Here is a 26,862-nt window from a genome sequence, read left to right on the forward strand (position 1 = left end):
GGAACGGCCGGCCCGGCGCGGCCGTTACCGTGGCAATCCGGCCGCTCCGGCGGTCACCCCTTCGACGAGGACGCCGATGCGCCATCTCCGCACCCTCCTGATCCCGGCCGCCCTGCTGGCGACCACGCTCGCGGCGTCCGCCCAGCCGGGCCCGGCCTACCGTTACGGCCCGCGCGACATCGATGCCACCGGCACCGTCGGCGGCCGCGCCCCGTGGTCCGCGCCCTGGGTGTACGATACCGGCGGCGACAACGACCGCCGCCCCGAGCTGCCCGCCTACCAGCAGGGCGGCGGCCAGCAGACCGGCGGCCCGGCGCGCAACCTGCTGCCGGATGACGGGCTGCACATCTTTCCGCGGTGAGCGCGGCGCGCGCGCTGCTCCCGGAACGGAGAGCGCGTCACCCCTCTCCCGCATGGGAGCGGGGATCCCGCGCCTGAACGAGGTCGGGCGACGCCAGGCCGTAGGCCTCCTCCGCGCCACAAGCCTCCTCTGCGCGGCCCGCCCCCCGCCGCACGCGCGCCCGCTCGCCGGCCTCGGCGGCGCATTTGCCGGCGTGGATCGCCCGGTTGACCACCTGGAGGTTCGGCAGGCCCCAATAGCCCAGGAGCTCGGGCCAGGGCCGCGCCCGCTCCTCGCGCCAGATCCGGTAGAGCGGCACGCGGTGGTCGACCTCGGCGGTGCGCAGCAGGCGCTTGCCGGACTCGGCGCAGCGATGGCCCTGGCGGCGCTTCAGCTCCTTCACGTGGTCGCTCGGGGCGATCCAGAGCTTCCAGGCGGCCACGCAGGCGGCATGCCAGGACGCATTGCGGTTGGGCGCGCCGGTCCCCCACAGGTCCCGGTGCCAGCCGAAGCGGTAGACCGGCTGGCCGCAGACGCAGCAATGCCCCTTGCCCCGATGGTGCGGCGCCTCGCGGAACGGCGCCGGCGGCATCCGGAAGCTGAACGGCAAGCCCTTCCTGGCCAAACCTTCCCCGGCTGACCCGGTCTCCCCCGAGCCTGTCTCGGCCAGACCCTCCCCGGCGGCGAGCCGCCAGGCCCAGCCCTCGGGCTGGCCCGACCGTGCCGCCAGCGCCCGCGCCAGCCGGTCGGCCCGTAGGATGTGGTGGCGCCAGTAGCTCTCCACGGCGAGGCGCGGTGTCGGCGGCACCAGCGGCCGCGCCAGGGCGTGGTGCAGCACCGGAGCCGGGAACACGGCGGGCAGGGATTTCTCCAGCCGGGCCCGGGCGGCGGCGTTGCGCGCCTCGCGCCATGGCAGGGCCGCCGGGGACGGCGGTCCCGCCGGCCCGACCTCCTCCGCCGCCTGCACCTCGGCTGTCCTGGCCTCGGCTGTTCTGGACGCTCGCTTCGCCATGCCGGTTCCGAATCGGCCCGCACCGGCCGGTGCCAGGGCATAACAGCGAAGCGTCTCCGCACCAACCGACACGATGCCCTAGGGTCCAACGGGATCGTGGCCGGCATGACGCGTGAATGCAACCTCTGACATCGGAAAATCGGTGCGCTCAATCGCAAAGAGGTGACGCGCGAGCAATTTTTTCTCCGATTGATCGGAGTTGTTCTGCCAATCTATGTCACATGACATTTTTAATGCGAAAACTTTTCTGAATATTAGCGATTTATTAAAGAAATAAACGATAGGTTCGCTGCGGGTTCGAGCGCGGCGTCTTGAACGTGTCGCGGTCGGGTGCCGCTCCGGATGTTCATCCAGCCGTGTTCGTTTCACCGGACGTCCCGACGCCGAGCTGGCCTCCGTGTCGGCGGGACGTGCTCGAGGAGATCACTCGTGAAGACGGGTATTCGCACGCGCCTCTACGGCGGTTTCGGCATTCTGGTGGTGCTGTCGGCGGGCATCGGCGGCTTCGCCGTGCACACGACCGACGGGCTCACCGGCAGCTACGAGCATCGCGCCCGCCTCGAGCGGGTGGCGCTGAAGGTCTACACCATCAATTCCGAGACCGCGCGGCTGGCGAGCCAGACCGCGCAGTACCGCGCCGCACCGGAGCCCGGCGGGCTCGCCGCGATGCGGGCGACCGCGGACCACATCCACGCCGTGAGCGCCGAGCTCGCCGAGACCGCCTACACCCCGTCCCGCAAGGCCCGCTACACCCTGATCGCCGAGACGGTGCAGCGCCTCAAGGCCGATCTCGATCGGCTCGGCCAGCTCGGCGCCGCCGCCCAGGCGGGACGGGGCAACCTGTTCACCGGCGGCGACGCCCTGACCCGGGCGACCGGCGCCCTCCTGGCCGAGGTCCGGGCGCTCGGCACCGCGACCGAGGCGGCCCGGGCCGCCGCGGTCGAGAGCGCGATGCTGCTGGTCCGGGTGGCGAACTGGCGCTTCCTCGCGGTCAAGGACCCGGCCGGCCCGGCGACCTTCCAGACCAACGCCCGCAACGCCGAGGCGGCCCTGAAGGCCCTCGCCGACCTCGACGGGACCGGGACCCATGCCCGCTCGATCACCGCGGTCCGCGAGGCGTTGAGCTTCTACAGGACGCAGTTCGAGGCGACCTCGCGGGCGATGCTGGCGGAGGCCGAGCTCTACGACCGGGCGGCGCGGCCGAAATTCGAGGCGATCGACGCGGCCGGCACCGAGGCGCGCAGCTCGATCGAGGAGTCGGTGACCGAGATCTCGGCCGCGACCGCCGCCGCCGCCGGGACGGCGCGGATCACCCTGATCGGGCTCGCCGCCGCGGTGGTCGCCCTGGGCCTCGCCTTCGCGTCCCTGCTCGCCCGCGGCATCATCGGGCCGATCCGCGGCATGACCGGGGCGATGACCCGGCTGGCGGAGGGCGACCTCGCGGTCGAGGTGCCGTCCCGCGACGCCGTCGACGAGATGGGCGACATGGCCAAGGCCGTCGACGTCTTCCGCGCCAACGCGGTGGCGCGCCAGGAGATGGAGGCGCGGGCGCTGGCCGAGCAGTCGGACCGCGACCGGCGGGTCGCCGCCGTCGATCGCCTGGTGCGCGGCTTCGAGGCCGACATCGTCGCCTCCCTCGACGTCGTCGCGGCCGCCGCCTCGCAGCTCGACGCCACCGCCCACGCGATGACCGGAGTGGCCGAGGGCACCAACCAGCGCGCCGTCGCAGTGAGCGCGGCCTCCGAGGAGACCGCCGCCAACGTGCGGACCGTGGCGGTCGCCGCCGAGGAGCTGGCGGCCTCGCTCCAGGAGATCGAGCGCCAGGTGCTGCGCTCGAACGAGATCGCGGGCCTCGCCCGCCGCGAGGCCGAGGCGACCGGCACCGCGATGGGCGACCTCGCCCGCGCCGCCGAGGAGATCGGCACCGCCGTCACCATGATCTCGGCCATCGCCAGCCAGACCAACCTGCTGGCGCTCAACGCCACGATCGAGGCGGCGCGGGCCGGCGATGCAGGCCGCGGCTTCGCGGTCGTCGCCGCCGAGGTCAAGGAACTCGCCGGCCAGACGACGCGGGCGACCGACGCCATCGCGAGCCAGATCGCCCGGATCCAGACCGCGTCCGGCAGCGCCACCGGGGCGATCCGCCAGATCGGCGAGACCATCGTGTCGGTCAACGAGATCTCCGGAATCATCGCCGCCACGGTGACGGAGCAGGCCGCCACCACCAGCGAGATCTCCCGCACCATCGGCGAGGCCGCCCGCGGCACGCAGGACGTCTCGGGCAATATCGGCCAGGTGACGGCCTCGGCGAGCGAGACCGGCCACGCCGCCGCCCAGGTGCTCGACGCCGCCCGCAGCCTCACGGCCCAGTCGCTGAGCGTGAAGGGCCAGGTCGACCGGTTCCTGGCGGCGATCCGGGCGGCCTGACCGCCCTCCTCCGGCGGCGGCCCCGGCCCCGGCCCCGGCGCGCCCGCGCCCGCGCCGCCCTGTTTCCCGGACGCTGCTGGTCCGCGGCGGAATGCCGCCTATCTGGATACGGCGACGCTCGCGGCGCCGCGAGGCGCCGCCCCCGGACCAGGAGCCTTGAGCCACCATGACCGCCTCCTTCCTCGGCCGCCTGCGCCTCGTCGTCCTGGCGCTCGGCCTCGCCACCACCCTTTCGGCCTGCGACGCGATCAACCGGGTGCCGACACTGGAGGAGGCCGCCAAGTCGCGCTGGGGCGAGGTGCAGAACCAGTACCAGCGCCGCGCCGACCTGATCCCCAACCTCGTCGAGACCGTGAAGGGCTACGCCCAGCAGGAGAAGGACGTGCTGGTGCAAGTCACCGAGGCCCGCGCCAAGGCGACCTCGGTCAAGGTCGACGCCTCGACGGTGAGCGACCCGCAGAAGTTCCGCGAATTCCAGGACGCCCAGAACCAGCTCTCCGGGGCGCTCGGCCGGCTCCTCGTCACCGTCGAGCGCTATCCCGACCTGAAATCGAACGCCAACTTCCTCGCCCTGCAATCGCAGCTCGAAGGCACCGAGAACCGCATCGCCGTGGCGCGGCGCGACTACATCCAGGCGGTGCAGACCTACAACACCGAGATCCGCACCATCCCGGGCCGCTGGATCGCCTCCACCCTCTACCCGGAGGCCAAGCCCATGGAGGCGTTCACCGCCACGCCCGACGCCAGCCGCCCGCCGAACGTGAAGTTCTAGGCCGATGCGCGTCCGGGCCGGCGCCGGCCTCCTCGCCCTCCTCCTGGCCCCCCTCCTCCTGGTCCCCCTCCTGGTCCTCCTGGCCGGGGCCGCCTCCGCCCTCGACCTGCCGCCGCTCACCGGCCGGGTGGTCGACGGCGCCGGCCTGCTGCGGCCCGAGGAGCGGGCGGCGCTCGCCGATCAGCTCAAGGCGCACGAGGACAAGACCACCGACCAGGTCGTGGTCGCCACATTGCCCTCGCTCCAGGGCATCCCGGTCGAGGATTTTGCGAACCGCCTTTTCCGCGCCTGGGGCCTCGGCACCAAGGCGCGGAACAACGGCGTGCTGTTCCTCGTCGCTCCCACCGAGCGCAAGGTGCGGATCGAGGTCGGCTACGGCCTCGAAGGGGCGCTGACCGATGCCCTCTCCAAGGTGATCATCGCGAGCGCGGTGGCACCGAAATTCAAGGCCGGGGATTTTCCCGGCGGCATCCGGGCGGGCGTGGACGGGATCCTCGGCATCCTCTCCGGCGACGCCGCCGAGTGGCAGCGCCGGGCGGAGGTGCGCGAGGATTCGGGGAGCACCCTCGATCCGGTCCTGGTGCTGATCCTGCTCGTGGTGATCGGCTTCGTGCTGGTCCGGCTCCTGACGGGCGGTGGCGGAGGGCCGGGCCGGCCGCATCGCCGCCAGGGCGGCAACTGGATCGTCGTGCCCGGCCCCGGAAGCGGCGGCTTCGGCGGCGGCTATGGCGGGGGATTTGGCGGCGGCGGCGGGTTCGGCGGCGGCTTCTCGGGCGGGGGCGGCTCCTCCGGCGGCGGCGGCGCCTCGGGGGACTGGTGATGCCGAGATGGGTGAGGCCCGCAATGGTGAAGCCGATGACGACCCTGAGCGAGGCGGAGCGCGCCCGCATCGCCGCGGCGATCACGGCGGCCGAGCGCGGCACGGCCGGCGAGATCGTCGTGATGGTGGCGGCCCGCTCCGGCGCCTATCGCAGCCTGCCGCCGGCCCTGGCGCTGGCGGGCGCCCTCCTGGTGCCCTGGCCGCTGATCCTGCTGACCGGGCTCTCCGCCACCCGGATCTTCCTGGTCCAGCTCGTCGTCGCCCTGGCGCTCCTGCTGAGCCTCGCGGCGGCCCCGAGCCTCGCCCGCCTGCCCCGCGCCCTGCCCCGCGCCTTTCGCCGCGCCCGCGCCCGCGCCGCCGCCCGGCACGAGTTCCAGGCGCGCGGCCTCGCCCGCACGCGCGGCCGCACCGGGGTGCTGATCTATGTCGCCCTGGCCGAGCGCTACGCCGACGTGGTGACCGATGCCGGAATCGGCGCGTCCCCCGAGGCCTGGCGGCCGGTGCTGGACGACCTCGTGGCGGCGCTCCGCCGCGACGCCCTCGCGGAGGGTCTGGTGCGGGCGGTGGAGGCGGCCGGCGCGATCCTGGCCGAGGCCGCCCCGCCGCAGCCCGGCGACAGCGACGAGTTGCCGAACCGGGTGATCGTGACCGAATAGGCGCGGCGCCGATGCTCCCCGGGTCATCCGGCGAAGACGACCTGCGGGGTCCTCGACCGGCGCCCCGCCCGCGCGTCCGATCCCGCCCTGCACCCACCCGGCGGCAGGAGGACACCCCGATGATCGACCCTGCCGCGGCGCCCTCCTCGCCGAGACCTTGACCGAGGGCGCCCGCTCCCGCGACCCGCTGATGGCGGCCAAGGACCATGTCCGAGCGCGACGGCCCGACCGGCGCCAGGCAGGCCCTGTTCCCGAGCCTGCACTTCCGCTGCGCCGGACCCGCCGACGGCTCCGGCGACCGGCTGCGCTTCTCCCGGGCGCTGGGCGCGCGGTGGCGTCGTCGAGGGCACGGACTTCGCCATCCCGGAGGGTGACCGCCGCGCCGCGGTGAGCGACCGACGCGGAAGGGGCTTGCGCCGCGATGAGCGCGGCGCCAACACCCCGGCCGCCCTCGGGGCGTGGGAGCCTAGGGTATAAGCCCAACAAGCTTGACCGCACGATGAGCTGCTGAAGGTGGTGAGCGGACTTGAAGCGCAATGGCCACACGCCTACCTGTGCGGTGCGAGGCCACGTCCTCCCTCCCGCTCGCGGGTGCTCAAGTCCGGGACGGCCCGGCCCTTCAGGTGGAGGGCCGTCATGGCTTGGATTTATCTGGTCACCGCTGGCGTCCTTGAGGTCGTGTGGGCCTACGCGATGAAGCAGTCGCACGGCTTCACCCGCCTGTGGCCAACGGCGATCATGGCCGTGACGATGGCTGGCAGCTTCGGTCTGTTGGCGCTGGCAATGCGATCTCTGCCGCTCGGGACGGCCTATACCATCTGGACCGGCGTCGGCGCAGTGGGCGCGTTCATCGTCGGCATCATGGTACTCGGCGAAGAGGCGAGCCTCACCCGGCTAGCTGCGGCGGGACTGATCGTATCGGGCCTCGTGTTGATGAAGCTTGCGAGCGCCTCCTAGAGACTGGGTCTGCGAGGCGGGGAAGCGGCGATTTGGCGCCAGAGCGCGGGCGTTAGGATTGCGCCCCTTTCGTCGAGAAAATGCCCTGGGCTCACCCTGGGTGCACCACTCCTCGCCTGGCGCGCTTGGCGGTGTACAGCGCCATGTCGGCGGCGTGCATGAAATCCTCGAAGCCCGTTTCAGTCCGATGCAAGGCTGTGCCGCAGGACATCGAGAGGTGCATGGTGGTGCCGTCGTCAAGCGTCATGGGCTTGCGCCGCAGCGCATGTCGCAGGCGCGCCGCGATCGCGCCTGTTTGGTCAAGGTCGGTCCCGGGGAGAAGGACGAGGAACTCGTCACCGCCAACCCGCCCGATCAGGTCGTGCTCGCGGAGGTCGGCGCGCAGGACCGAGACGAGGTGTACCAGTGCCCGGTCCCCGGCCCTGTGACCATGCCGGTCGTTGACCTGCTTGAACAGGTCGAGGTCGAGCGCGATCAGGCTAAGTGGCGCGTGAGCCGGATTCTCCATCGCGGCCGCGGCCGCGTCGCTGAAGGCCGCGCGGTTGAGCACGCCAGTCAGGGGGTCGGTGGCGGCGAGGCGGGCGAGCACGACCTCCCGCTCCCGGAGAGCTTCGGCGTTCCGCGACAGGGAGGCAAGGCGCGCGCCCCGCGCGGTGAGGGCCGCCGCTACTGGCAGGCAAGTCAGCAACAGGATTGCGAGGAAAACCTGGAACAGGACGGCCTGCTCTCGCGGGTCCGGCGCAATCATGGCGATCGGCCCCTGGCCGTGCAGGGTCGCAACGATGCCAATCGCGGCGATGATCATCACGGACAGCGTCGTTCCGAGCCGCCCAAGCCGGAACGTCACCAGCATCAACGGGCCGAACAGCACGAACAACAGTGGTCGCCCGGCGACGAAGAACACACCGTAGGCGATCGCCGCGGTCAGAACCTGGAGCCCGACCACTTCCGCGCGCTGCCACCAGTCCCTGTCGGAAAAGCACTGGAGATAATCGCCGCGCAGCAGGGCAGAGAAGAACGGCGTGAGGATCAGAAGGCCGAGGCCGTCACTGAGGAGCCAGGTGACGAATGACCCCCAGAAATTCTGCCCGAACAATAGCCAAGCGGTGGCGGCGCCGCCGACCCCACTAAGCCCCGGGGCGACAAGGCCGCAGATCATGATGAACCGCCCGACAACAGAAGGTGCCCCTAGTAGCCCGTCATCGACGAGAACAGGCCGGAGCAGGCGGGCCGCAATGCCGATCTCAACAAGGTTGCAGAGGCCGTAGAGCAGGAGACCGGCGCTGGGACCCCGCATCGCCACGTTGGCGGCTAGGTTGGCTAGGAACCCGGCAATGAACACTCCCGCCCTCGTTCCCGGGCCGCGGTCGAGCAGGGCGGCGAGGAGCACGGCGTTGGCAGGCCACGCCGCCGCGATATCGCGTCCGTCGCTCGTCAGGTGGATCGTGCCAGCGGCGAGCGCGAAAGAGAGAAGGCCGACGATGCAGTCTGCAAGTCTTGCTGTCACGGAAGGTCTCACGAACCTCGACGTCACGTCGCGCACGATGGCGAACCAACGATGCGTATATGCGATGACAGAGTAATCGTTGACAGCATGATAATTCAGCAAAGATTAGATCGTAATTCTAGCAGATGTAGATCTTTCGGATTAAGTTATATCGCGTTACATGCTTCGATGAGATGCAGCTTTCGATTGATCTAACCAGATGGTGTTCGCAACCAGGGGGTGAGTCGGTTTATCTGCAGACGATCGCGGCGTCGATCGACCCCTCGCCCTCGTCGCCGACGCTTCGTGGTCAGATGGGCCCTCCGTTTGAGGCCGGCGCGGATCTCGGGAGCGGCGATGATCTCCTGCTCACCCAGGGCGCAATCGTTCTCATACCATCGCGCCTTCGCATCGGCGTGTCGATGCGAAGGCCTCCGGCGCATCGGCGCCGGCGCCGGCGCCCGTTCGGGCTCAGCCAGCGCCTTCGAACGAGTCCGTTCGAAGGCGCTGCGGTATTACTTGCCACTTGGCTATCCAAGAAAGCTCGCAACACGATATTCGCGGCGCTGTTCGCCTATGTCCGGAAGGAGCGGAAGGCGGCCGCTGGAAGGTCGGGCGTCGAGCGTCAGGATCGCGCCAGTTCCGAACCTCCGATCCGACTCGCCCGGACAGCCGCCCGTCACCCAACGCCGGACCTCTCGAGATCGCCGGTCCTGATGCAGCCTTCACGCCCATTCGGATAAGGCCAACATATAGAGCCAAAAGATCTAGATCTTGAGCCGGGATCGGCTTGTTGAAGAATATGGATTTATGATAATAATTTATAATTCTTTTCGCCTATAGGTGCCTGAGACCGAAATTCTCCAGCAGCGGAAGCAGATTGTCGCGCGCACGGATGCGATGCTCGCGCGCGTGCCGGTGCGCGCCGGGCGCGTCTGCCTCGCGGATGGCTTCGATGATGCGGCGGTGCTCGGTCACGGAGGCGTCGAGTTCCTGGCGCAGCCTCAGCGTCAGCATCCGGGCGCGGTGTGACTGGTCGTTGATTGTCTGCATGATCCGGATCAGACGTCCGTTGCCGGCTTGCTCCACGAGTGTCCGATGGAAGCCCTCATCCGCCGTCCCCCAAGCCGGGAGGTCGCCGCTGATCTGCGCCGATGCCATCGCATCCGTGTGCGCCGCGAGCTCGCCGGCGGCGCGCAGCCGCTCGGCTTCTGGCAGCCCGGCGACCCGCTCCGCCGCCTGCCCTTCCAATGCGATGATCACGTCGTAGATCTCGCGCATGTCCTCCGGTGCGATGGCGCAGATCAGGATGCCGCGACGCGGCAGCACGCGCACCAGCCCATCCTCCTGCAGCCGGATCGCCGCCTCGTGGACGGGCGTGCGGCTCATGCCGAGGCGCAGCGCGATCTCCTGCTCGGAGGCCTGATAGCCGGGAGCAAAGTCCGAGTTCCGGATCGCTAGCTTCATGGCGGCGTAGGCGTCGTCGACGAGCGAGGGACGCTTCTCGCTGTCGTCAGTCCGTGCCGATTTCACCCGCGCCATCTCGCTACCCAATCACACAGCTCGCTCTCATGCTTAACAGCTTCCATGCAAGTTGCAACGGAACGGTTGACGGCCCCCTAGTGCGATGGCATAGGCCATGCGAGCTTGCATGGAAGTTGGCACGAAAGCTGGCGCGCGGTGCAGGCGATTCCATAGGAGGAAACGATGGACCGCTCGCTCGAGCAGGTCACCATGCGCCGCGTCGCATGGCGCCTGGTCCCTTTCATCTGCCTGCTCTACTTCATCGCCTTTATCGACCGGGTCAACATCGGCTTCGCCGCGCTGACGATGAACAAGGATCTCGGCTTCTCCTCGGCCGTCTTCGGCTTCGGGGCCGGCATATTCTTTTTCGGATACTTTCTGTTCGAGGTGCCCTCGAACATCATCCTCGATAAGGTCGGGGCACGCCTGTGGATCGCTCGGGTGATGATCACCTGGGGCATCATCTCGGGCGCCTTCGCCTTCGTGAAGGGCGAGTACAGCTTCTACGCCCTGCGCTTTCTGCTCGGCGCGGCGGAGGCCGGGTTCTTCCCTGGCATCATCCTCTACCTGAGCTACTGGTTTCCGACCCGCTATCGCGCCGGCGTCGTCTCGCTGTTCATGGCGGCGGCCCCGATCTCGGTGGTGCTCGGCTCGCCGCTGTCGAGCGCGCTTCTGGCGATGGAGGGCATCCTCGGCCTGCGCGGCTGGCAGTGGATGTTCCTCATCGAGGCGATCCCGGCGGTGGTGCTCGGCGTCGTCGTGCTGTTCTACATGACCGATCGGCCGGAGAAGGCGAAGTGGCTTACTGACGACCAGCGTGCCTGGCTCGTCGCCGAGATGAACGAGGAGCACGCCCGCAAGACTGTGAGCGCCAAGCACGGCATCGTGGCGGGCCTCTCGGACCTCCGCGTCCTGGCCTTGGCTCTGGTCTATTTCGGCACCTCGGCCGGACTCTACACGCTCGGCATCTGGGCGCCGCAGATCATCAAGAGCTTCGGCCTCTCCAACATGGCGGTCGGTTTCCTCAACGGCGTGCCCCCGACCCTGGCGATCATCGCGATGATCCTGTGGGCACGGCACTCGGACAAGACCGGCGAGCGTACCTGGCACGTCGTGATCGCCTGCCTCGTCGCCTCAGTCGGCCTGCTGCTCGCCGGCGGCGCGGCCTCGACCATCGCGGTGATCGCCGCGCTCAGCCTGGTCAACATCGGCATCAGCGCGGCCAAGCCCCCGCTCTGGGCGATGCCGACGATGTTCCTGTCGGGCCAGGCCGCGGCGGTGGGCATCGCCACGATCAACTCGATCGGCAATCTCGGCGGCTTCGTCGGCCCCTGGGCGATCGGCTGGATCAAGGACCGGACCGGCAGCTTCACCGGCGGCCTGATCTTCGTCGCCGGGCTGCTCGTCCTGTCCGCGATCGTCACCTTGATCGTCGCCCGCGCCGGGCGACGCAGCGGGACGGCCGACGCCGTCGCGCACTGATCGCCTCTTTCCGCATCTCACATCGCGTACGGAGACCTGTCATGACCAAGACCTACAAGATCGCCGCGATCCCGGCCGACGGCATCGGCATCGAGGTGATCGCCGCTGGCATCGAGGTGCTCGACGCCCTGGCCGAGAAGAACGGCACGTTCAAGTTCCAGTTCGACCACTTCGATTGGGGCTCCGACTACTACAAGAAGCACGGCATGATGATGCCGGCGGACGGCCGCGAGCAGATCAAGAACCACGACGCGATCTACTTCGGTGCCGTGGGCGCCCCGGACGTGCCCGACCACATCACCCTGTGGGGCCTGCGGCTCGCGATCTGCCAGCCCTTCGACCAGTACGCCAATGTCCGCCCGACCCGGATCCTGCCCGGCATCACCAGCCCGCTGCGCCACGTCTCGGGCCCCGAGCTCGACTGGGTGATCGTGCGCGAGAACTCGGAGGGCGAGTATGCGGGCGTGGGCGGGCGCGTGCACCAGGGTCATCCGGAGGAGGTCGCGACAGACGTCTCGATGATGACGCGCACCGGCGTCACCCGCATCATCCGCTATGCGTTCAAGCTGGCGCAGGGCCGCCCGCGCAAGCTGCTCACCGTGGTGACGAAGTCGAACGCCCAGCGCCACGCCATGGTGATGTGGGACGAAATCGCCGCCGAAGTCGCCCAGGAATTCCCGGACGTGACCTGGGACAAGATGCTGGTCGACGCGATGACCATGCGCATGGTGATCAAGCCCGAGACCCTCGACACCATCGTGGCCACCAACCTGCACGCCGACATCCTGTCGGACCTGGCTGCGGCCTTGGCCGGCTCGCTCGGCATCGCGCCGACCGCGAACATCAACCCGGAGCGCAGGTTCCCGTCGATGTTCGAGCCGATCCACGGCTCGGCTTTCGACATCGCCGGCAAGGGCATTGCCAACCCGGTCGCGACGTTCTGGACCGCCTGCCAGATGTTGGAGCACCTCGGCGAGAAGCCTGCGGCTGACCGGCTGATGCGTGCGGTGGAGCGGGTGACCGCCGATCCGCGCCTGCATACCCCCGATCTCGGCGGCAAGGCGACGACCCGCCAGGTCACCGACGCGGTCATCGCGGCGATCCAGGGCGACAACGAGTAAGGGGGACGCCGTGACCGAGCCCGGAGATCTCCTGCGGCGGCTGTTCGCGGCCGCCGTGGCGGCGGCCGATCCCGCCGTCAGCCTTGCCCGGCACCTGCCCGAGCCGCCCCGCGGCCGCACGATCGTCGTCGGGGCGGGGAAGGCCGCAGCGTCGATGGCCCGCGCCGTCGAGGCGGCGTGGCCAGGAGACCTCTCCGGACTCGTGGTCACCCGCTACGGTCACGGCGCGCCGACCACCCGGATCGAGGTGGTCGAGGCGTCCCACCCGGTACCGGATGCGGCTGGCGAAGCTGCCTCTCGGCGGATCCTCGACCTCGTCGCCGGGCTTGGACCCGACGACCTCGTCCTGTGCCTGATCTCCGGCGGCGGCTCGGCCCTGCTGTCGCTGCCGGCGCCGGGGCTCACCCTCGCCGACAAGCAGGCGGTCCACCGCGCTCTGCTGAAATCCGGTGCCGCCATCGGCGAGATGAACTGCGTGCGTCGCCACCTCTCGGCGATCAAGGGCGGGCGGCTCGCCGCCGCCTGCCACCCGGCCCGGGTGGTGACGCTGCTGATCTCCGACACGCCCGGCGACGATCCCCTCGACATCGCCTCCGGCCCGACCGTCGCGGACCCCACCACCTGTGCTGATGCGCTGGCGATCCTCGAGCGCCATCGGATCGTGGTCCCGGAGGCGGTGCGCCTCCACCTCGCCACCGGTCGGGGTGAATCGGTCAAGCCCGGTGATCCGCGGCTCGGCCCCTCCGACCTGCGGATGGTCGCAACCCCGCTGATGGCGCTTGACGCCGCCGCGGACCTCGCCCGGCGCGAGGGCATCACCCCCTGGATCCTCGGCGACGCGCTCGAGGGCGAGGCGCGCGAGGTCGGCAAGGTCATGGCCGGGATCGCCCGGAGCGTTGCCGCCCACGGCCTGCCGGTGCCCAAACCCTGCGTGCTCCTCTCGGGCGGCGAGACCACCGTGACGGTGCGCGGCGACGGCCGCGGCGGGCGGAACGTGGAATTCCTGCTGGCGCTCGGGGCCGCGCTCGACGGCCATCCCGGCATCCACGCCGTGGCCGGCGACACCGACGGCGTCGACGGCGTGGAGGAGATCGCAGGCGCCGTGCTGGGGCCCGACACCCCGGCGCGCGCCGTCACGCTCGGCCTGTCGCTCGCGGCGAGCCTCGACTGCAACGACGGGCACGGCTTCTTCGAAGCCCTGGGCGACGGCGTCGTCACCGGGCCGACGCTCACCAACGTCAACGACTTTCGGGCGATCCTGATCGTCTGACCTCCCTCCCCACGACACCAGAAGGCGGCCGTTCCGCGCGGCCGGATGCATCATGCGCCGTCACCGCCACGCCAAGATCGTCGCCACCGTGGGTCCCGCGACTTCCACCCCCGGGCGGCTGAAAGCCCTGTTCCTGGCCGGCGTCGACACCTTCCGTCTCAACTTCAGTCACGGCACGCACGACGACCACGCCGCGGTCCACGCCGCCATCCGTGCGCTCGAGGCGGAGGTCGGCCGCCCGATCGGGATCCTTCAGGACCTCCAGGGCCCGAAGATCCGCATTGGCACCGTCGAGGACGGCCGCCTCGATCTCGCGGCGGGCGAGAGCGTGCGCTTCGTGCGGGAAGGCCGCGACGGCGACAAGCAGGCTCTCCCGCTGCCCCACCCGGAGATCTTCGCCGCCGTCGTGCCGGGGCAGGAGCTGCTGATCGACGACGGCCGCGTGCGGGTGCGCGTCACCGGCCTGGATGCCGACTCCATCACCGCCGAGGTGGTGACCGGCGGGATCATCTCCAACCGCAAAGGCGTCAACCTGCCCGGCACTCTGCTCGACCTCTCGCCGTTGACGGCAAAGGACCGCGCCGATCTCGCCTTCGGCCTCGAGCTGGGCGTCGACTGGGTCGCCCTGTCCTTCGTCCAGAAGCCGTCCGACATGGTCGAGGCGCGCGCCCTGGTCGGCGACCGGGCCGGGCTTCTGGCGAAGATCGAGAAGCCGCAGGCGCTGGAGCGGATCGAGGACATCATCCGCCTGTCGGACGCGGTGATGGTCGCCCGCGGCGACCTCGGCGTCGAGATCCCGCATGAGGATGTGCCTGGCCGCCAGAAGGAGCTGATCCGCGCCTGCCGGCTGGCAGTGAAGCCGGTGATCGTGGCGACGCAAATGCTCGACTCGATGGTCGGCGCGCCGGCCCCGACCCGAGCGGAGGCCTCGGACGTTGCGACTGCGATCTACGATGGCGCTGATGCGGTGATGCTCTCGGCCGAGTCGGCGACCGGCCGGTATCCGGTCGAGGCCGTGTCGATGATGGACCGGATCATCCGCTCGGTGGAGGGGCACAAGCTCTACCGCTCGATCGTAGCGGCCTCCGACCCGGGCGAGGAGGAGACGCCCCCCCACGCGGTGGCGACCGCGACCGCGACGCTCGCCGAGGCGCTTCACGCCAAGGCGATCGTGACCTACACGGCGAGCGGCACCACCGCGGCCCGGGTAGCGCGCAAGCGGCCCGAGCCGCCGATCCTTGCGCTGACGCCGAACCTCGCGACCGCGCGACGGCTGTGCCTGCTCTGGGGCGCGCACAGCGTGCAGACTGAGGATGTGGACAGCTACGAGGAGATGGTCGCCAAGGCCGCGCAGCACGCGCAAGCGGAGGAGTTCGCGAAGCCCAACGACCACATCGTTATCGCGGCCGGCATCCCCTTCCATACCACCGGCAACACCAACAATATTCGGCTGGTGCAGATCTGAATGCAGATCAGATATGCGGCTGGGCGATCAGACGATTCGGGTCACAGCGTAGCGTTCCTGCCGCAGGACGCCATGGTCGATGCCAGGATTGCCGTCTTCGCCGCATCACGTCGTTAGGCTTGCGGGACCATCGGGCAGATGACGCCAGAACGTGGCGTCCTCGTCGGGATGCCAGATTCTCCCTGAAATGGGGCCTCCATGGCTCCAATACTCAAGCCGTAGCCTTCCTAGGAAAGATGATTTGCCTTTATTTGCCCAGTAAACGGTTGCGGCTTCAATGTTGCCATTGCCTCGTTCGCCGGTTGGGAACCACAAAAGGACGTGCACGCCCTCAGGAACAGTCTGTATCGGTTGCCACTCACTCATCGCCCTATCCCGCGTCCAGCCACCGCGCCACCCGCCTCGACCACGTCACCGCAGCAGATGGTCACTACGAGGCGGCCCGGATGGTGACTGGCAGACGGTACATGGCCATGATCGCCCCCCAGATACGCGGTGGATGCCCATCTTGATTGAGTCCCTCCGTAACGAGCAGCATTTCTTCATTGTGCCAAATCCCGATAAAGACCACCTTTGCCGTATAGATAACACGTATAGCGATCTTTACAACAAACATCTTCAGTGTATGACGATATTAATCTCTGTAATTTGCAAGTAGTTCTGTCGCAATGGTGCCTCGTGCGACTTTAGTTCTGACGACATGCAAATCACCACAGTCGGTACCGGCTTCATCTCGGAGCAGGTGCTGTCCATCGTCGAGGTCAACAAATAGCGTGACACGCGTCTCTCCACCATGAAGGGCAAGAGCACACGTCTCTCCTAACCGGCGACGCTCGATATTATTCGCCGACGATGAATCACCGTAGACGACGTCACGAACGGCAACACCAACATGTGTATGCTCCGAGGGGCACGGGTGCATCGGCCCCAGGCGGTCGGGTCCAGCCGCAGACCGTGCCGGTGACCGGGCCACCCCGAACAGCCTCAGCGTGTCCCACCCCGCAGCGTGCCCCTGACCGCGCGACGAACGCCCCGCAACGCCGGTGCGTCTCGGCCCATTCGTCGGGGCGCTGGCCGGGACAGGGCGGCGCGCTGGGCGAGAGGCTGGCGAGGCCGCGGGACCGGGTGAGGCGGGACCACGTGAGGACGGTGGGGTGGAGTATAGATGCCATGCCCGTCTGTAGGCGCGCCGCGGCCTTCGTGCGGGGCCCTGCCCCAACGGAACGGGCCCTGACCATCGCGTGGGACTTCCGTGGGACCATGCGCTCTGAAAGCCGCTCCTGTTCGCCGTTCGTTGCGCCAGCCGCGAAAAAGGGGGTTGCGCGGTCGGGGCCGAAAAGCTAGATCGCTCATGCCCTTCGGGGCGTCGGAGCGTAGCGCAGCCCGGTTAGCGCACTAGTCTGGGGGACTAGGGGTCGGAGGTTCGAATCCTCTCGCTCCGACCATTAAAATCAAGAACTTAGGCTTGGTTCTTGAGGGGGTCGGACCCTCGGTTTGCAAATCAGTTTGCAAGGTTCAGCGCCCCGAACGGGGCGCTTTTTGTTTTTGGCCTTGTGTTCGCCCTTTGAGTTCTCCCCTCCACGCGCTCCAATGTCGGTGCCTGAACCCGACCAGCTTAGCCGTATGAAGTGCTGCTGAGGGTGGAATGCAGTGGTTCAGGCCGCACCAGCGCGATGTCAGTAAATGGCGTGCGGCGGACGGTGTGCGCGGGCCATTGTCGATGCCCCGGACGTTTGAGCTGTCATCCGGCAAGCTGGTCAAGCAGGTGATCGAGCAGCGCTCGCAGCCGCCGGAGCCGCCTCAGATCGCGGTGGTAGCCCACGAACGTATCGCGGCACAGTGGTGGCTCGCCTAGGTCGAGCGCGACGAGACCGGGAGTGGTGTCCCCGAGAGGGCACGGAAGAACGGCAACGCCCGCTCCGTCCCGGCACAGTTGCGCCTGGACCTCGCGGTTGTTGCTGCGGAATGCAACTCGCGCATTTGGCAACATCCGCCGGAGCCAAACTGCGTCAGGCATCTCGGCAAATGAGGCATCCATTGTGATGGTCCGCGTACCGGATCCATCACCCGCAACCGGCCGAGTCGTGCCGCGCGCGCCGTAGACCCCGTAGCGGACCGTCAGCAGGCGTCGCGAGATCACCTCAGGCTCGTCGAATGGTGTGATCCGGAACACAAGGTCAGCCTCTCGCCGCGGCAGGCTGTAAAGCCGCGCATCGGTCAGCAACTCGATCTCCACATCCGGGTGGCGGTGCCCGAACGTGGCCAGGGCCGGTGCCAGCAAGGTCTTCCCAAACCAATCCGACGATGACAGGCGGAGCGAACCCGCGAGCGCCCCGGAACGGCCGGCGAGCTGCCGTTCGATGGCGAGCGCCTCCTCTTCCATGCGTTCGGCGTGAGCGAGCAGAACTTCGCCCTCGTCGGTCAGCACGAACCCGTCGGCCGTACGCTGGAACAGGGCATGACCTGTAGCGGATTCCAGCGCCCGGAGGCGCCGGCCCATGGTGGGCTGAGTGCTTCCGACAGCGCGGGCGGCGGCACCGAGCGTGCCGGCTCGGGCAATCGCGAGAAAGATGCGTAAGTCGCTCCATTCGATCACGGTACCGATCGCCCATACAGGAACGTTTGATCTACGTGCACTATCGTTCGTTTCCCAACGCCTGAGAATGCCCGATCGTCAGCGCATTACAGGAGATCGCCATGAACGCACCCGCTACCATGAGGGCAGCCGTCGTTGAGACACACGATGCACCGTTTCGCATCGCCACGATCAGCCGGCCAGAGCCGAGCCCGGGCCAAGTCCTGGTGCGTGTCGCGGCAAGTGGTGTGAACCCGCTGGACCTTAAAATCCACGCGGGTGCGGCTGCGCATGCGCGTCATCCCGTGCCAGCCATTCTCGGTCTTGATCTCGCGGGCACGGTCGAGGCGCTCGGTCCGGGCGTGACTGGGTGGCGGATCGGGGATGAGGTTTACGGGATGACCGGTGGGGTGGGCGGCAACCAGGGTTCGCTGGCGGAGTATCAGGCGGCCGATGCGGACCTACTCGCCCCGAAGCCGACAAATGTGAGCATGCGCGAGGCCGCCTCCCTGCCGCTTGTTGCTATCACGGCCTGGGAAGGTCTGGTCGACCGTGCCCATGTCGGCCCTGGCCAGCGCGTTCTGGTGCAGGGCGGCGCGGGCGGGGTGGGACAAGTGGCGATCCAGATCGCCCGGGCTCTCGGGGCGCAGGTTTTCGCAACCGGATCTGCCGCGAGCTGTGCCGTGATTACGCAGCGCGGGGCGACGTTCATCGACTACCACGCCGAGACGGTGACTGATTATGTCGAGCGGCATACGGCTGGAAGTGGCTTCGACCTGGTATACGACACTGTGGGCGGCGCGACCCTCGATGCATCCTTCGCGGCGGTCCGGCGCTTCGGCCACGTGGTGAGCGCGCTCGGCTGGGGAACGCACGCCCTGGCACCGCTCTCGTTCAGAGCAGGTACCTACTCGGGCGTCTTCACGCTGTTGCCGCTACTGACTGGTGAAGGCCGAGCGCATCACGGTGAGATCTTGCGCGCGGTGACTCAACTCGTTGAGGCCGGCCAGCTGGCGCCCCATTTGGATAGGCGCAGCTTTGGCCTCGACACCGTTGATCAGGCATATCACGCCATTAAAACCGGCTCCGCGCGAGGCAAGATCGTGATTAGCTTGGGAAGCTGTCAACGGGCACCGAAGTCTCCGCAATTGTGGGCTTTCAAAATTCCCTGGCCGGCGGGTTCGGTGCGGATCGGTGATCAGCCGGCCGTGTGATCGGAGGCAGCCTTTCCGGGTGGACGACCGCGACGCCTGGGTGCGGGCGGCGGAGCGATCAGGGCCTTGGAGCGGACGTGCTCGGGGACGAGGTCGGCGTGCTGGCGCAGGCGGTAGCTCGCCCCCTCGATCTGGATCACCACGGCATGGTGGAGGAGTCGGTCGAGCAGGGCTGTCGCCACGACCGGATCACCGAACACTTCGCCCCACTCGGCGAAGCCGCGGTTCGAAGTCAGGATCATCGCCCCGCGCTCGTAGCGCGCGTTGACGAGTTGGAAGAACAGGTTGCCGCCACCGGGGACGACGGGGAGGTAGCCGATCTCGTCCACGACCAGCAGCGAGGCCCGGCAGAGATAGCGGATGCGCTCGCGCAGGGAGCCGTCGCGCTCGGCCTTGGCCAGCGAGGTCACGAGGTCGGCCAGCGTCGAGAACACGACGCTGCGCCCGGCCTTGACCGCCTCGACGGCGAGCGCGATCGCCAGATGGCTCTTGCCGGTGCCGGGTGGTCCGAGCAGATGGACGACCTCGGCCCGGTCGATGAAGGTCAGTTCCGCCAGCGCCAGGACGCGCTCGCGGTCGAGCGAGGGCTGGAAGGCAAAGTCGAACCCGGACAGCGTCTTGATCGTGGTCAGGCGCGCGACCAGCAGGGCGGTCTTCACGCGGCGGTTCTCGCGCAGCGTCAGTTCCTCGGTCAGGATCACGTCGAGGGCGGCCAAGCCGTCGATCTCGCCCTGCTCGATGCGCCGGACCGTCGCGTCGAGCACCTCCAGGGCGCGCGGCATGCGCAGGCCGACCAAGCTGCGCTTGATGCTGTCGAGGGTCGTGGCGACACAGGGGGCGGCGCGGCTCATCGCTGGCCTCCGATCCCGCCGGCGAGCCGTTCGCCGACTGCCTGGTAGACAGCCAGCGAGCGCCGGGCGACGTGATCGCCATGGCGGCCGATCGGCAGACCGTCGGGATGGCCGCGGCGCATGGCCCGAGCGGCCGTGCCTTGCCGATGGTCGGGGTCGATGCGGTACTGCCGTCGTCCCTCCAGGATCGGATGGCTCGCGACGAGCCGGCCACCATCGAGGATGCGGATCGTGTCGGGCAACTGATGCACCTCGACGACGCGCCGGGTCCGATCCGGTACGCTGTAATAGTTGCCACCGATCGAGACGAGGCCATCGTGGCTGACGCGCCGCTCCAGCGTGAGCAGAGCGTCGAAGGGCAGAGCCGGCAAGGGCTGCAACTCGGGCCGCTCGGCGGCGAAGGCTTCCGAGACGATCCGCTGCGTGGTGCCGTGCAAGCGGACGTTGGCGACGGTATCGAGCCAGCTCCGAAGCTGGCGGTTGAGGTCGTCGAGGTCGCGGAAGGAACGTGCGAGGAAGAAGTCCTGGCGGATGTAGGAGAACGGTCGCTCGACCTTCCCCTTGGTCTTGGCCCGGTACGGGCGGCAGGCGCGCGGCAGGAATCCGTAGTGCTGGGCGAGTGCCAGCAGGGATCGGTTGTAGACGATGTGGCCGTCCGCATCCTCGCCGGTGACCGCCGTCTTCATGCGATCGTAGAGGATCTCGATCGGCACGCCGCCGATCGCGGTGAAGGCCTGCATGTGACAGCGCAGCAGCGTTTGCAGGTCCTGATGCAGGACGAAGCGCGCCTCGATGTGCCGGGAATGGCCGAGCACCAGCGAGAACAGCCAGACGATGCAGGTCGTGTCCGGCGCATCCGTGAAGGTGACGAGGAAGCGGGCGAAGTCGACCTGCGCCTGCTGGCCGGCCGGGGTCTCGAAGCGGACCTCGTAGGGCTTGGCCTCGGGCGGCCGGATCGCGGCGGCGAACCGCTTCACCGCGGTGTAGGCACCGGTGTAGCCGCGCTCGCGCAACTCGCGGGTCAGGCGCACGGCACTCAGGTCGGGGAAGGCGGTGATCCGCTCGCGCAGATAATCGAGATAGGGCGCGAGCTTGCTCGGGCGGCCGGGCTGACGCGGGCCGTAGGCCGGCGGCTCGAGGCCGCGCTCGATGTACTTGCGGATCGTCTTCGGATCGCGGCCGGTCCGGCGGGCGATGGCGGAGACGGACAGGCCCTGTCGGTGCAGGTCCAAGATCATGACGAGTTCTCCCAGCAGAACCATCCTCGTCGCTCCCAGCCGATCGGTATCGGCAGGCATGGTGGCTGAGGATGGAAAAGCCCGAGAGGGCGCGGGGCGTCGCGACCCTACGGGCCAGGGCACCGACCAGGGAATTTTCGATGCCCACAATCAGGGAGTATTCAACGCCCGCTGACAGGAAGCGAAGCTGCATAGGTAGCGATTTCTGTTTAAATGGTTTGCGCTAGGCAGAGAGCCCAATTGGACATTTGAGGTTCTGCCGAGCACGGACTGCTTAGGGTCCAGGTCGTGTGAAAACGCGGTTTGGGTTGCTGGGTAGCTGAGCGAGCCCTTGCAGCGACCTCGCGTGCGTGGGGGGCTTACGCCCGGATCGCCGTGATCAGCGCTCCGACCCTGAACATCTGGATTATCCGCTTCATATTATAGGCCAGAACCTGCAGGCTCATCTCGGTTCTGACCTTCACCAGTGTGCGGGTCAGGAAGTGCGTCGCCCCCATCCAGGCCTTCAGCGTGCCGAACGGATGCTCCACGGTCTGACGACGTATCATCATCGCCTCCGGCATCCGATCAAGCCGCTGCTGCATCGCATCGAGTACGCCCTCGTGCACCCAGCGCTTGACCCGTCTTGTCTTCGCAGGCGTACAGCGGGGTTTGAGCGTGCAGCCCGCGCAAGCCGCCGGGTTACGGTAGTGGTCCATCGCGTCATCCTCGGCCTGAACCGCTCCGGGTTTTTCGGAGGCTTGTTGGCTTGGGTCAGGCGGCCGAGGCCTGGTCGCCGACGTGAGCATAGTAGCGCGCTTCGGCCTCGGCGGGAGGGACGTTGCCGATTGGCGCGAGGAGGCGACGGTGGTTGTACCAGTCGACCCACTCCAGGGTGGCGTACTCGACGGCCTCGAAGGAGCGCCAGGGTCCGCGTCGGTGGATGACCTCTGCCTTGAACAGGCCGTTGATCGTCTCCGCCAAGGCATTGTCGTAGCTGTCGCCGACGCTGCCGACCGACGGCTCGATGCCTGCTCCAGCCAGGCGCTCGGTATAGCGTAGAGCCAAGTATTGCGAGCCGCGGTCCGAGTGATGCACCAGCCCGCTGCCCTGACCAGGGCGACGCTCGTGCAGCGCCTGTTCCAGAGCATCCAGGACGAAGCACGCGTGAGCGCTGCGTGAGGCCCGCCAACCGACGATGCGCCGGGCGAACACATCGATGACGAAGGCCACATAGACGAAGCCCGACCACGTCGGCACGTAGGTGAAGTCGCTGACCCACAAGGCATTCGGCCGGGGAGCCTTGAAGTGGCGGTTGACGCGGTCGAGAGCGCAGGCAGCGGCCGGGTCGGGGATCGTGGTGCGTACGGTCCTGCCACGCACCACCCCCGCCAAGCCCAATCGGCGCATCAGCCGCGCCACCGTGCATCGCGCGGTCACGATCCCCTCCCGGGCCAGTTGCCGCCAGACCTTCCTCACGCCGTAGACGCAGAAGTTGGCCTCGAACACGCGCTGGATCTCGATCATCAACGCGGCGTCGCTGCGCGCACGAACCGGCTGCTTCTCGGGATCGGCACGTCGGGCCGCATGCAGGTAGTAGGTCGACGGGGCGATCGGCAGCACCCTGCAGATCGGCTCGACCCCGTAGACCTCCCGGTGATCGTCGATGAAGCTGATCATGGCCGTGACCGGCGGTCGAGCTCCGCCATGGCGAAATACGCCGACGCTTTGCGCAGGATCTCGTTGGCCTGGCGCAGCTCGCGGTTCTCTCGCTCCAGCGCCTTGATCCGCTCGCGCTCGTCCGTCGTCTGCCCGGGTCGCACGCCCTGATCCCGCTCGGACTGGCGCACCCAGTTCCTCAGCGTCTCGCCCGAGCAGCCGATCTTGGCGGCAATCGACTGGATTGCCGACCACTGCGAGCCGTGCTCGCCCTCGTGCTCGCGCACCATCCGCACGGCACGTTCACGCACCTCAGGGGAAAACGGGGCTGTTCGTTTCGTCATGGCTCCATCCTCTCAGAAGTTGGAGCCTCCGAAAAACCCGGAGCAGTTCAAGGACGATCAGACCACAAACCCGGGCACGGTGCTGGCCTTTTCGAAGCTCGCCTCGCAGAACGACCTCGTCGGGTTCATCGGGTCGATCCGCTCGACCCTGAACCACGCCATGGCGCCCGACATCCTCAAGACGGCTAAGCCCGTTTGCTTCGGCGGCACGAGCCCGGTTCTAACCCATATGGGCAATACCTGGATGTTCCGTTTCCGGCCGAACGACAGCGACTCGGCTCGGGTGATCGCCGATTTCGGCGTCGCCACGCTGCAGAAGAACAAATGGGCGGTGGTGCACTCCACCGACGCTTTCGGTACCAGCGGCGCCAAGGCGCTGGCCGAGGCTCTTGGCCAGGCCGGCGCCATGGTCGCGCTCGACCAGGGCTATGCGAATCAGAGCCAGGACTTCACACCCGTGGTGCTGGCGATCCGCCAGTCGGGCGCCGAGGTGATCGGCTCCTATGTCCCGTTCGAGAACGATTAGGCTATTTTCGCTCGGCAGCTGCGTCAGTTCGGTGTCACCTTACCCTGGGTTGGATCGGCATCGATCGTCACTCTGACAGCGATGAAATTAGGTGGCCCCGCACTATATGGCACCTATGGCGTTGCAGATTTCGTTGAAAATTCGAGCGATGCCGCTGTCGACTACAGCGAAAACGATCGAAATAAAACTAATATTCAACCTGACTGTCAATCATCCTGGAATTATCGCGCCGTGAAGGTGCTGGCGATGGCGATCAACAAGGTCGGTAAGACCGAACCGCAGGCGATCCGCGATGCGCGACTTGCTGTTCGTGGTTATCAGGGGGCCGATGGCACCTACAATTTCGACAAGAACGGTGGCGGCCTTCACGGGTACAACGTCGTCAAAAATGAGAACGGCACGATCGTTTTTGATAAACACGTCGATTTTTACCAACCTACCTAATGGAGCCGGCGCCGATTCGTGCCCTCTGGTGAGTTTGTTGCAGCAGATTGCGGCCGTGGCCGACCTCGAGGCGGGGCTGATCGGCAACCGCACGTGCAAAGCGCTGGCCGCTGCGACGGCCCAGGAAGAGAAGCGAGGTGGCCCTCAGCCGCGGCGCGCCTTGCCCCATGGCATGAATTCGTGCGTCAGGGACTGCTACGCTTAGCAGATTTTGACCTATCTCAAGGCGAGGCGGCGAGAGATAGTTCGAATACCGCGTTGCAAAAAGTGGGAGGAAACAGCAGTCCGAGTGGCAGCGCTCATGCGTTTGAGCGTCACAGGAGACCGAGAAATGTCGAACGATCGAGCATCCGATACGCAGAATGCGGGCTTGTCCGCCGATCAGCGCGCTATCGTTCGCGATCACATCAGGACGAGAATTATCAATTTAAGGAAGTATCAAATAAAAGCACAAGCTTGAATATTATTATTTAATCAATATAGGCATACGTTCAAGTATTCCAGAGATTGTGATCAAATTTCAGCGGGTGCGGCTGAAGGCCGGGATCTCGTTCAGGGGCAATTGTCGGGAGTACGAGGGAAAGGCAAGATGTCTGACAGGGGTCATGAGCCGCCCCTAGCGCCGTGCTTGTCCTGGCCCTCCCTGCAAGCCGTCTTGTTGCGATGCTGGTTCGATCGACGCGCGCTGACCGCGCAAGCGCGTCGATTGATTGCCCGTCAGGCGATAATCCGCAGGTTCAGGTGCCTGAACAACCGTCGTTTTGACTGCAGCCGCACTCGGGTAGCGGAACACCCGCTCGGGGTGGGAAGCCGCCGCCTCCGAGCCAGGCTCAGACCTACCCCTCCCCCTTGGCAGCAGGCATGGTGGGGCCTCGCTGGGCACGCGGCGGGCTCAGGACGGGTGTTCGAGGGCGTGTACGGGGATGGCGGGGGCGGGGCCCGTGCCGGCTTGCTCTTGGCTCGCCCTCAGCCATCGATGAGCCGACGCGCCCAGTCTTCTCCTGGAGCACACACATGTTGGTGTCGCCAAGCGTCGTCTGGTGTAAGAATACGCATCGTCGGCAACGAATATCGGGCGTCGATGGCTAGGAGAGACGTGTGCTCTTGCTCTTGATGGTGGAGAGCCGCATGCCACGCTATTTTTTTGACCTCGACGATGGTCGGCATTTCTTCCGAGATGAAGCTGGCACCGACTGTGGTGATACGCATGCCATCAGGGCTGAAGTCGCACGAACTCTCGCTGCGATCGCACGGGATAACATTGCGATCGCACCGCTTGCCAATGCGGAGGATCCAGATCGACAAGCGTTGACGGCTTCTGTCCGCAATGCCGGCAACCTTGTTGTCTGAACTGCTCCGGGTTTTTCGGAGGCTCCAACTTCTGAGAGGATGGAGCCATGACGAAACGAACAGCCCCGTTTTCCCCTGAGGTGCGTGAACGTGCCGTGCGGATGGTGCGCGAGCACGAGGGCGAGCACGGCTCGCAGTGGTCGGCAATCCAGTCGATTGCCGCCAAGATCGGCTGCTCGGGCGAGACGCTGAGGAACTGGGTGCGCCAGTCCGAGCGGGATCAGGGCGTGCGACCCGGGCAGACGACGGACGAGCGCGAGCGGATCAAGGCGCTGGAGCGAGAGAACCGCGAGCTGCGCCAGGCCAACGAGATCCTGCGCAAAGCGTCGGCGTATTTCGCCATGGCGGAGCTCGACCGCCGGTCACGGCCATGATCAGCTTCATCGACGATCACCGGGAGGTCTACGGGGTCGAGCCGATCTGCAGGGTGCTGCCGATCGCCCCGTCGACCTACTACCTGCATGCGGCCCGACGTGCCGATCCCGAGAAGCAGCCGGTTCGTGCGCGCAGCGACGCCGCGTTGATGATCGAGATCCAGCGCGTGTTCGAGGCCAACTTCTGCGTCTACGGCGTGAGGAAGGTCTGGCGGCAACTGGCCCGGGAGGGGATCGTGACCGCGCGATGCACGGTGGCGCGGCTGATGCGCCGATTGGGCTTGGCGGGGGTGGTGCGTGGCAGGACCGTACGCACCACGATCCCCGACCCGGCCGCTGCCTGCGCTCTCGACCGCGTCAACCGCCACTTCAAGGCTCCCCGGCCGAATGCCTTGTGGGTCAGCGACTTCACCTACGTGCCGACGTGGTCGGGCTTCGTCTATGTGGCCTTCGTCATCGATGTGTTCGCCCGGCGCATCGTCGGTTGGCGGGCCTCACGCAGCGCTCACGCGTGCTTCGTCCTGGATGCTCTGGAACAGGCGCTGCACGAGCGTCGCCCTGGTCAGGGCAGCGGGCTGGTGCATCACTCGGACCGCGGCTCGCAATACTTGGCTCTACGCTATACCGAGCGCCTGGCTGGAGCAGGCATCGAGCCGTCGGTCGGCAGCGTCGGCGACAGCTACGACAATGCCTTGGCGGAGACGATCAACGGCCTGTTCAAGGCAGAGGTCATCCACCGACGCGGACCCTGGCGCTCCTTCGAGGCCGTCGAGTACGCCACCCTGGAGTGGGTCGACTGGTACAACCACCGTCGCCTCCTCGCGCCAATCGGCAACGTCCCTCCCGCCGAGGCCGAAGCGCGCTACTATGCTCACGTCGGCGACCAGGCCTCGGCCGCCTGACCCAAGCCAACAAGCCTCCGAAAAACCCGGAGCGGTTCAGTCTATACGGCCATGATGACGTTTGCAGGCATCTG

At 67.5% G+C, this 26,862-nt stretch carries 20 protein-coding genes, 1 tRNA gene, 2 pseudogenes and 2 other annotated features; of the genes and pseudogenes, 15 read left to right on the forward strand and 8 right to left on the reverse strand.

All coding sequences use genetic code 11. The features are described from left to right. Positions 1–76 precede the first annotated feature (76 nt). The gene (locus tag DA075_RS07420; protein ID WP_099952664.1) at positions 77–361 is read left to right on the forward strand and encodes a hypothetical protein; all 285 of its coding nucleotides are present in this window, start codon (positions 77–79) and stop codon (positions 359–361) included. 37 nt (positions 362–398) lie between these two features. Here DA075_RS07420 and DA075_RS07425 read toward each other — a convergent pair whose 3' ends face one another. Next, entirely contained in the window at positions 399–1,352 is a 954-nt protein-coding gene (locus tag DA075_RS07425; RefSeq protein ID WP_244936527.1) for a hypothetical protein, read from the reverse strand. Between the two features lie 429 nt (positions 1,353–1,781). On the opposite strand from DA075_RS07425, the gene DA075_RS07430 reads away from it, so the two are divergent. The 5 genes from DA075_RS07430 to DA075_RS07455 all read left to right on the forward strand — a co-directional run bounded on the left by DA075_RS07430 (position 1,782) and on the right by DA075_RS07455 (position 6,984). Further along, positions 1,782–3,779 (forward strand): methyl-accepting chemotaxis protein, encoded by a 1,998-nt coding sequence (locus tag DA075_RS07430; RefSeq protein ID WP_099952665.1) that lies wholly within the window; start codon positions 1,782–1,784, stop codon positions 3,777–3,779. 166 nt (positions 3,780–3,945) lie between these two features. Continuing rightward, complete coding sequence (locus DA075_RS07435; RefSeq protein WP_099952666.1) at positions 3,946–4,551, forward strand: LemA family protein; 606 nt, start codon at positions 3,946–3,948, stop codon at positions 4,549–4,551. A gap of 4 nt (positions 4,552–4,555) precedes the next feature. Continuing rightward, on the forward strand, positions 4,556–5,371 hold the full coding sequence (locus DA075_RS07440; RefSeq protein WP_099952667.1) for a TPM domain-containing protein: 816 nt from the start codon (positions 4,556–4,558) through the stop codon (positions 5,369–5,371). A 35-nt stretch (positions 5,372–5,406) separates the two neighbouring features. Then, positions 5,407–6,027 carry a TPM domain-containing protein gene (locus DA075_RS07445; RefSeq protein ID WP_232386072.1) on the forward strand — a complete coding sequence of 207 codons (621 nt, stop codon included), beginning with the start codon at positions 5,407–5,409 and terminating at the stop codon, positions 6,025–6,027. Positions 6,028–6,663: 636 nt separating this feature from the next. Further along, a complete protein-coding gene (locus DA075_RS07455; RefSeq protein ID WP_099956474.1) occupies positions 6,664–6,984 on the forward strand; it encodes a DMT family transporter in 321 nt (106 codons plus the stop codon). A 91-nt stretch (positions 6,985–7,075) separates the two neighbouring features. On the opposite strand, the gene DA075_RS07460 is transcribed toward DA075_RS07455, so the two are convergent. Next, complete coding sequence (locus DA075_RS07460; protein WP_099952670.1) at positions 7,076–8,593, reverse strand: sensor domain-containing diguanylate cyclase; 1,518 nt, start codon at positions 8,591–8,593, stop codon at positions 7,076–7,078. A 714-nt stretch (positions 8,594–9,307) separates the two neighbouring features. Then, positions 9,308–10,012, reverse strand: coding sequence for a GntR family transcriptional regulator (locus DA075_RS07465; protein ID WP_099952671.1), 705 nt, complete (start codon positions 10,010–10,012; stop codon positions 9,308–9,310). A gap of 165 nt (positions 10,013–10,177) precedes the next feature. On the opposite strand from DA075_RS07465, the gene DA075_RS07470 reads away from it, so the two are divergent. The 5 genes from DA075_RS07470 (at position 10,178) to DA075_RS07500 (ending at position 16,777) form a co-directional block, all read left to right on the forward strand. Then, positions 10,178–11,476: an MFS transporter gene (locus DA075_RS07470; protein ID WP_099952672.1), complete on the forward strand. Its 1,299-nt coding sequence runs from the start codon at positions 10,178–10,180 to the stop codon at positions 11,474–11,476. Positions 11,477–11,517: 41 nt separating this feature from the next. Continuing rightward, positions 11,518–12,597, forward strand: a complete 1,080-nt coding sequence (locus tag DA075_RS07475; protein WP_099952673.1) for a tartrate dehydrogenase — start codon at positions 11,518–11,520, stop codon at positions 12,595–12,597. A 10-nt stretch (positions 12,598–12,607) separates the two neighbouring features. Next, on the forward strand, positions 12,608–13,867 hold the full coding sequence (locus DA075_RS07480) for a glycerate kinase type-2 family protein (RefSeq protein ID WP_099952674.1): 1,260 nt from the start codon (positions 12,608–12,610) through the stop codon (positions 13,865–13,867). Between the two features lie 52 nt (positions 13,868–13,919). Further along, a complete protein-coding gene (gene pyk / locus DA075_RS07485) occupies positions 13,920–15,332 on the forward strand; it encodes a pyruvate kinase (protein ID WP_099952675.1) in 1,413 nt (470 codons plus the stop codon). Between the two features lie 1,367 nt (positions 15,333–16,699). Beyond that, positions 16,700–16,777 (forward strand) — tRNA-Pro (locus DA075_RS07500). A 296-nt stretch (positions 16,778–17,073) separates the two neighbouring features. Here DA075_RS07500 and DA075_RS07505 read toward each other — a convergent pair. Next, positions 17,074–17,928, reverse strand: coding sequence for a LysR family transcriptional regulator (locus DA075_RS07505; RefSeq protein WP_099952678.1), 855 nt, complete (start codon positions 17,926–17,928; stop codon positions 17,074–17,076). Positions 17,929–18,029: 101 nt separating this feature from the next. Between DA075_RS07505 and DA075_RS07510 the strand changes: the two genes are divergently transcribed. Then, positions 18,030–19,121, forward strand: a complete 1,092-nt coding sequence (locus DA075_RS07510; protein WP_099952679.1) for a zinc-dependent alcohol dehydrogenase family protein — start codon at positions 18,030–18,032, stop codon at positions 19,119–19,121. Here DA075_RS07510 and istB read toward each other — a convergent pair. From istB to DA075_RS07530, 4 genes and pseudogenes are all read right to left on the reverse strand, one after another. After that, positions 19,106–19,972 (reverse strand): IS21-like element ISMex13 family helper ATPase IstB, encoded by an 867-nt coding sequence (gene istB, locus DA075_RS07515; protein ID WP_043766344.1) that lies wholly within the window; start codon positions 19,970–19,972, stop codon positions 19,106–19,108. The two genes, DA075_RS07510 and istB, sit on opposite strands and share 16 nt — an antisense overlap. Continuing rightward, complete coding sequence (gene istA / locus DA075_RS07520; protein WP_003602196.1) at positions 19,969–21,234, reverse strand: IS21-like element ISMex13 family transposase; 1,266 nt, start codon at positions 21,232–21,234, stop codon at positions 19,969–19,971. The genes istB and istA overlap by 4 nt, the downstream gene beginning before the upstream one ends. A gap of 335 nt (positions 21,235–21,569) precedes the next feature. After that, positions 21,570–21,884, reverse strand: a pseudogene (locus DA075_RS07525) (transposase); the annotation flags it as partial. A 79-nt stretch (positions 21,885–21,963) separates the two neighbouring features. Continuing rightward, positions 21,964–23,192, reverse strand: a protein-coding gene (locus DA075_RS07530; RefSeq protein ID WP_099952597.1) for an IS3 family transposase whose coding sequence is annotated in 2 segments (ribosomal slippage) — positions 21,964–22,898 and positions 22,898–23,192 — 1,230 coding nt in all. Because the reading frame shifts where the segments join, the coding sequence is not laid out codon by codon here. Beyond that, positions 22,795–22,911, reverse strand: a sequence feature (AL1L pseudoknot). (Overlaps the previous gene by 117 nt.) A gap of 49 nt (positions 23,193–23,241) precedes the next feature. On the opposite strand from DA075_RS07530, the pseudogene DA075_RS07535 reads away from it, so the two are divergent. The 3 genes and pseudogenes from DA075_RS07535 to DA075_RS07550 all read left to right on the forward strand — a co-directional run. Next, positions 23,242–24,162: pseudogene (locus tag DA075_RS07535) on the forward strand (ABC transporter substrate-binding protein); the annotation flags it as partial. 1,128 nt (positions 24,163–25,290) lie between these two features. Next, positions 25,291–25,512: a DUF6894 family protein gene (locus DA075_RS07545; protein ID WP_244936528.1), complete on the forward strand. Its 222-nt coding sequence runs from the start codon at positions 25,291–25,293 to the stop codon at positions 25,510–25,512. 47 nt (positions 25,513–25,559) lie between these two features. Next, positions 25,560–26,788, forward strand: a protein-coding gene (locus DA075_RS07550; protein ID WP_099952597.1) for an IS3 family transposase whose coding sequence is annotated in 2 segments (ribosomal slippage) — positions 25,560–25,854 and positions 25,854–26,788 — 1,230 coding nt in all. Because the reading frame shifts where the segments join, the coding sequence is not laid out codon by codon here. Further along, positions 25,841–25,957 (forward strand) — a sequence feature (AL1L pseudoknot). Its footprint overlaps the gene before it by 117 nt. Positions 26,789–26,862: the final 74 nt, after the last annotated feature.

It is taken from the genome of Methylobacterium currus (assembly GCF_003058325.1).
Lineage (GTDB): Bacteria > Pseudomonadota > Alphaproteobacteria > Rhizobiales > Beijerinckiaceae > Methylobacterium > Methylobacterium currus.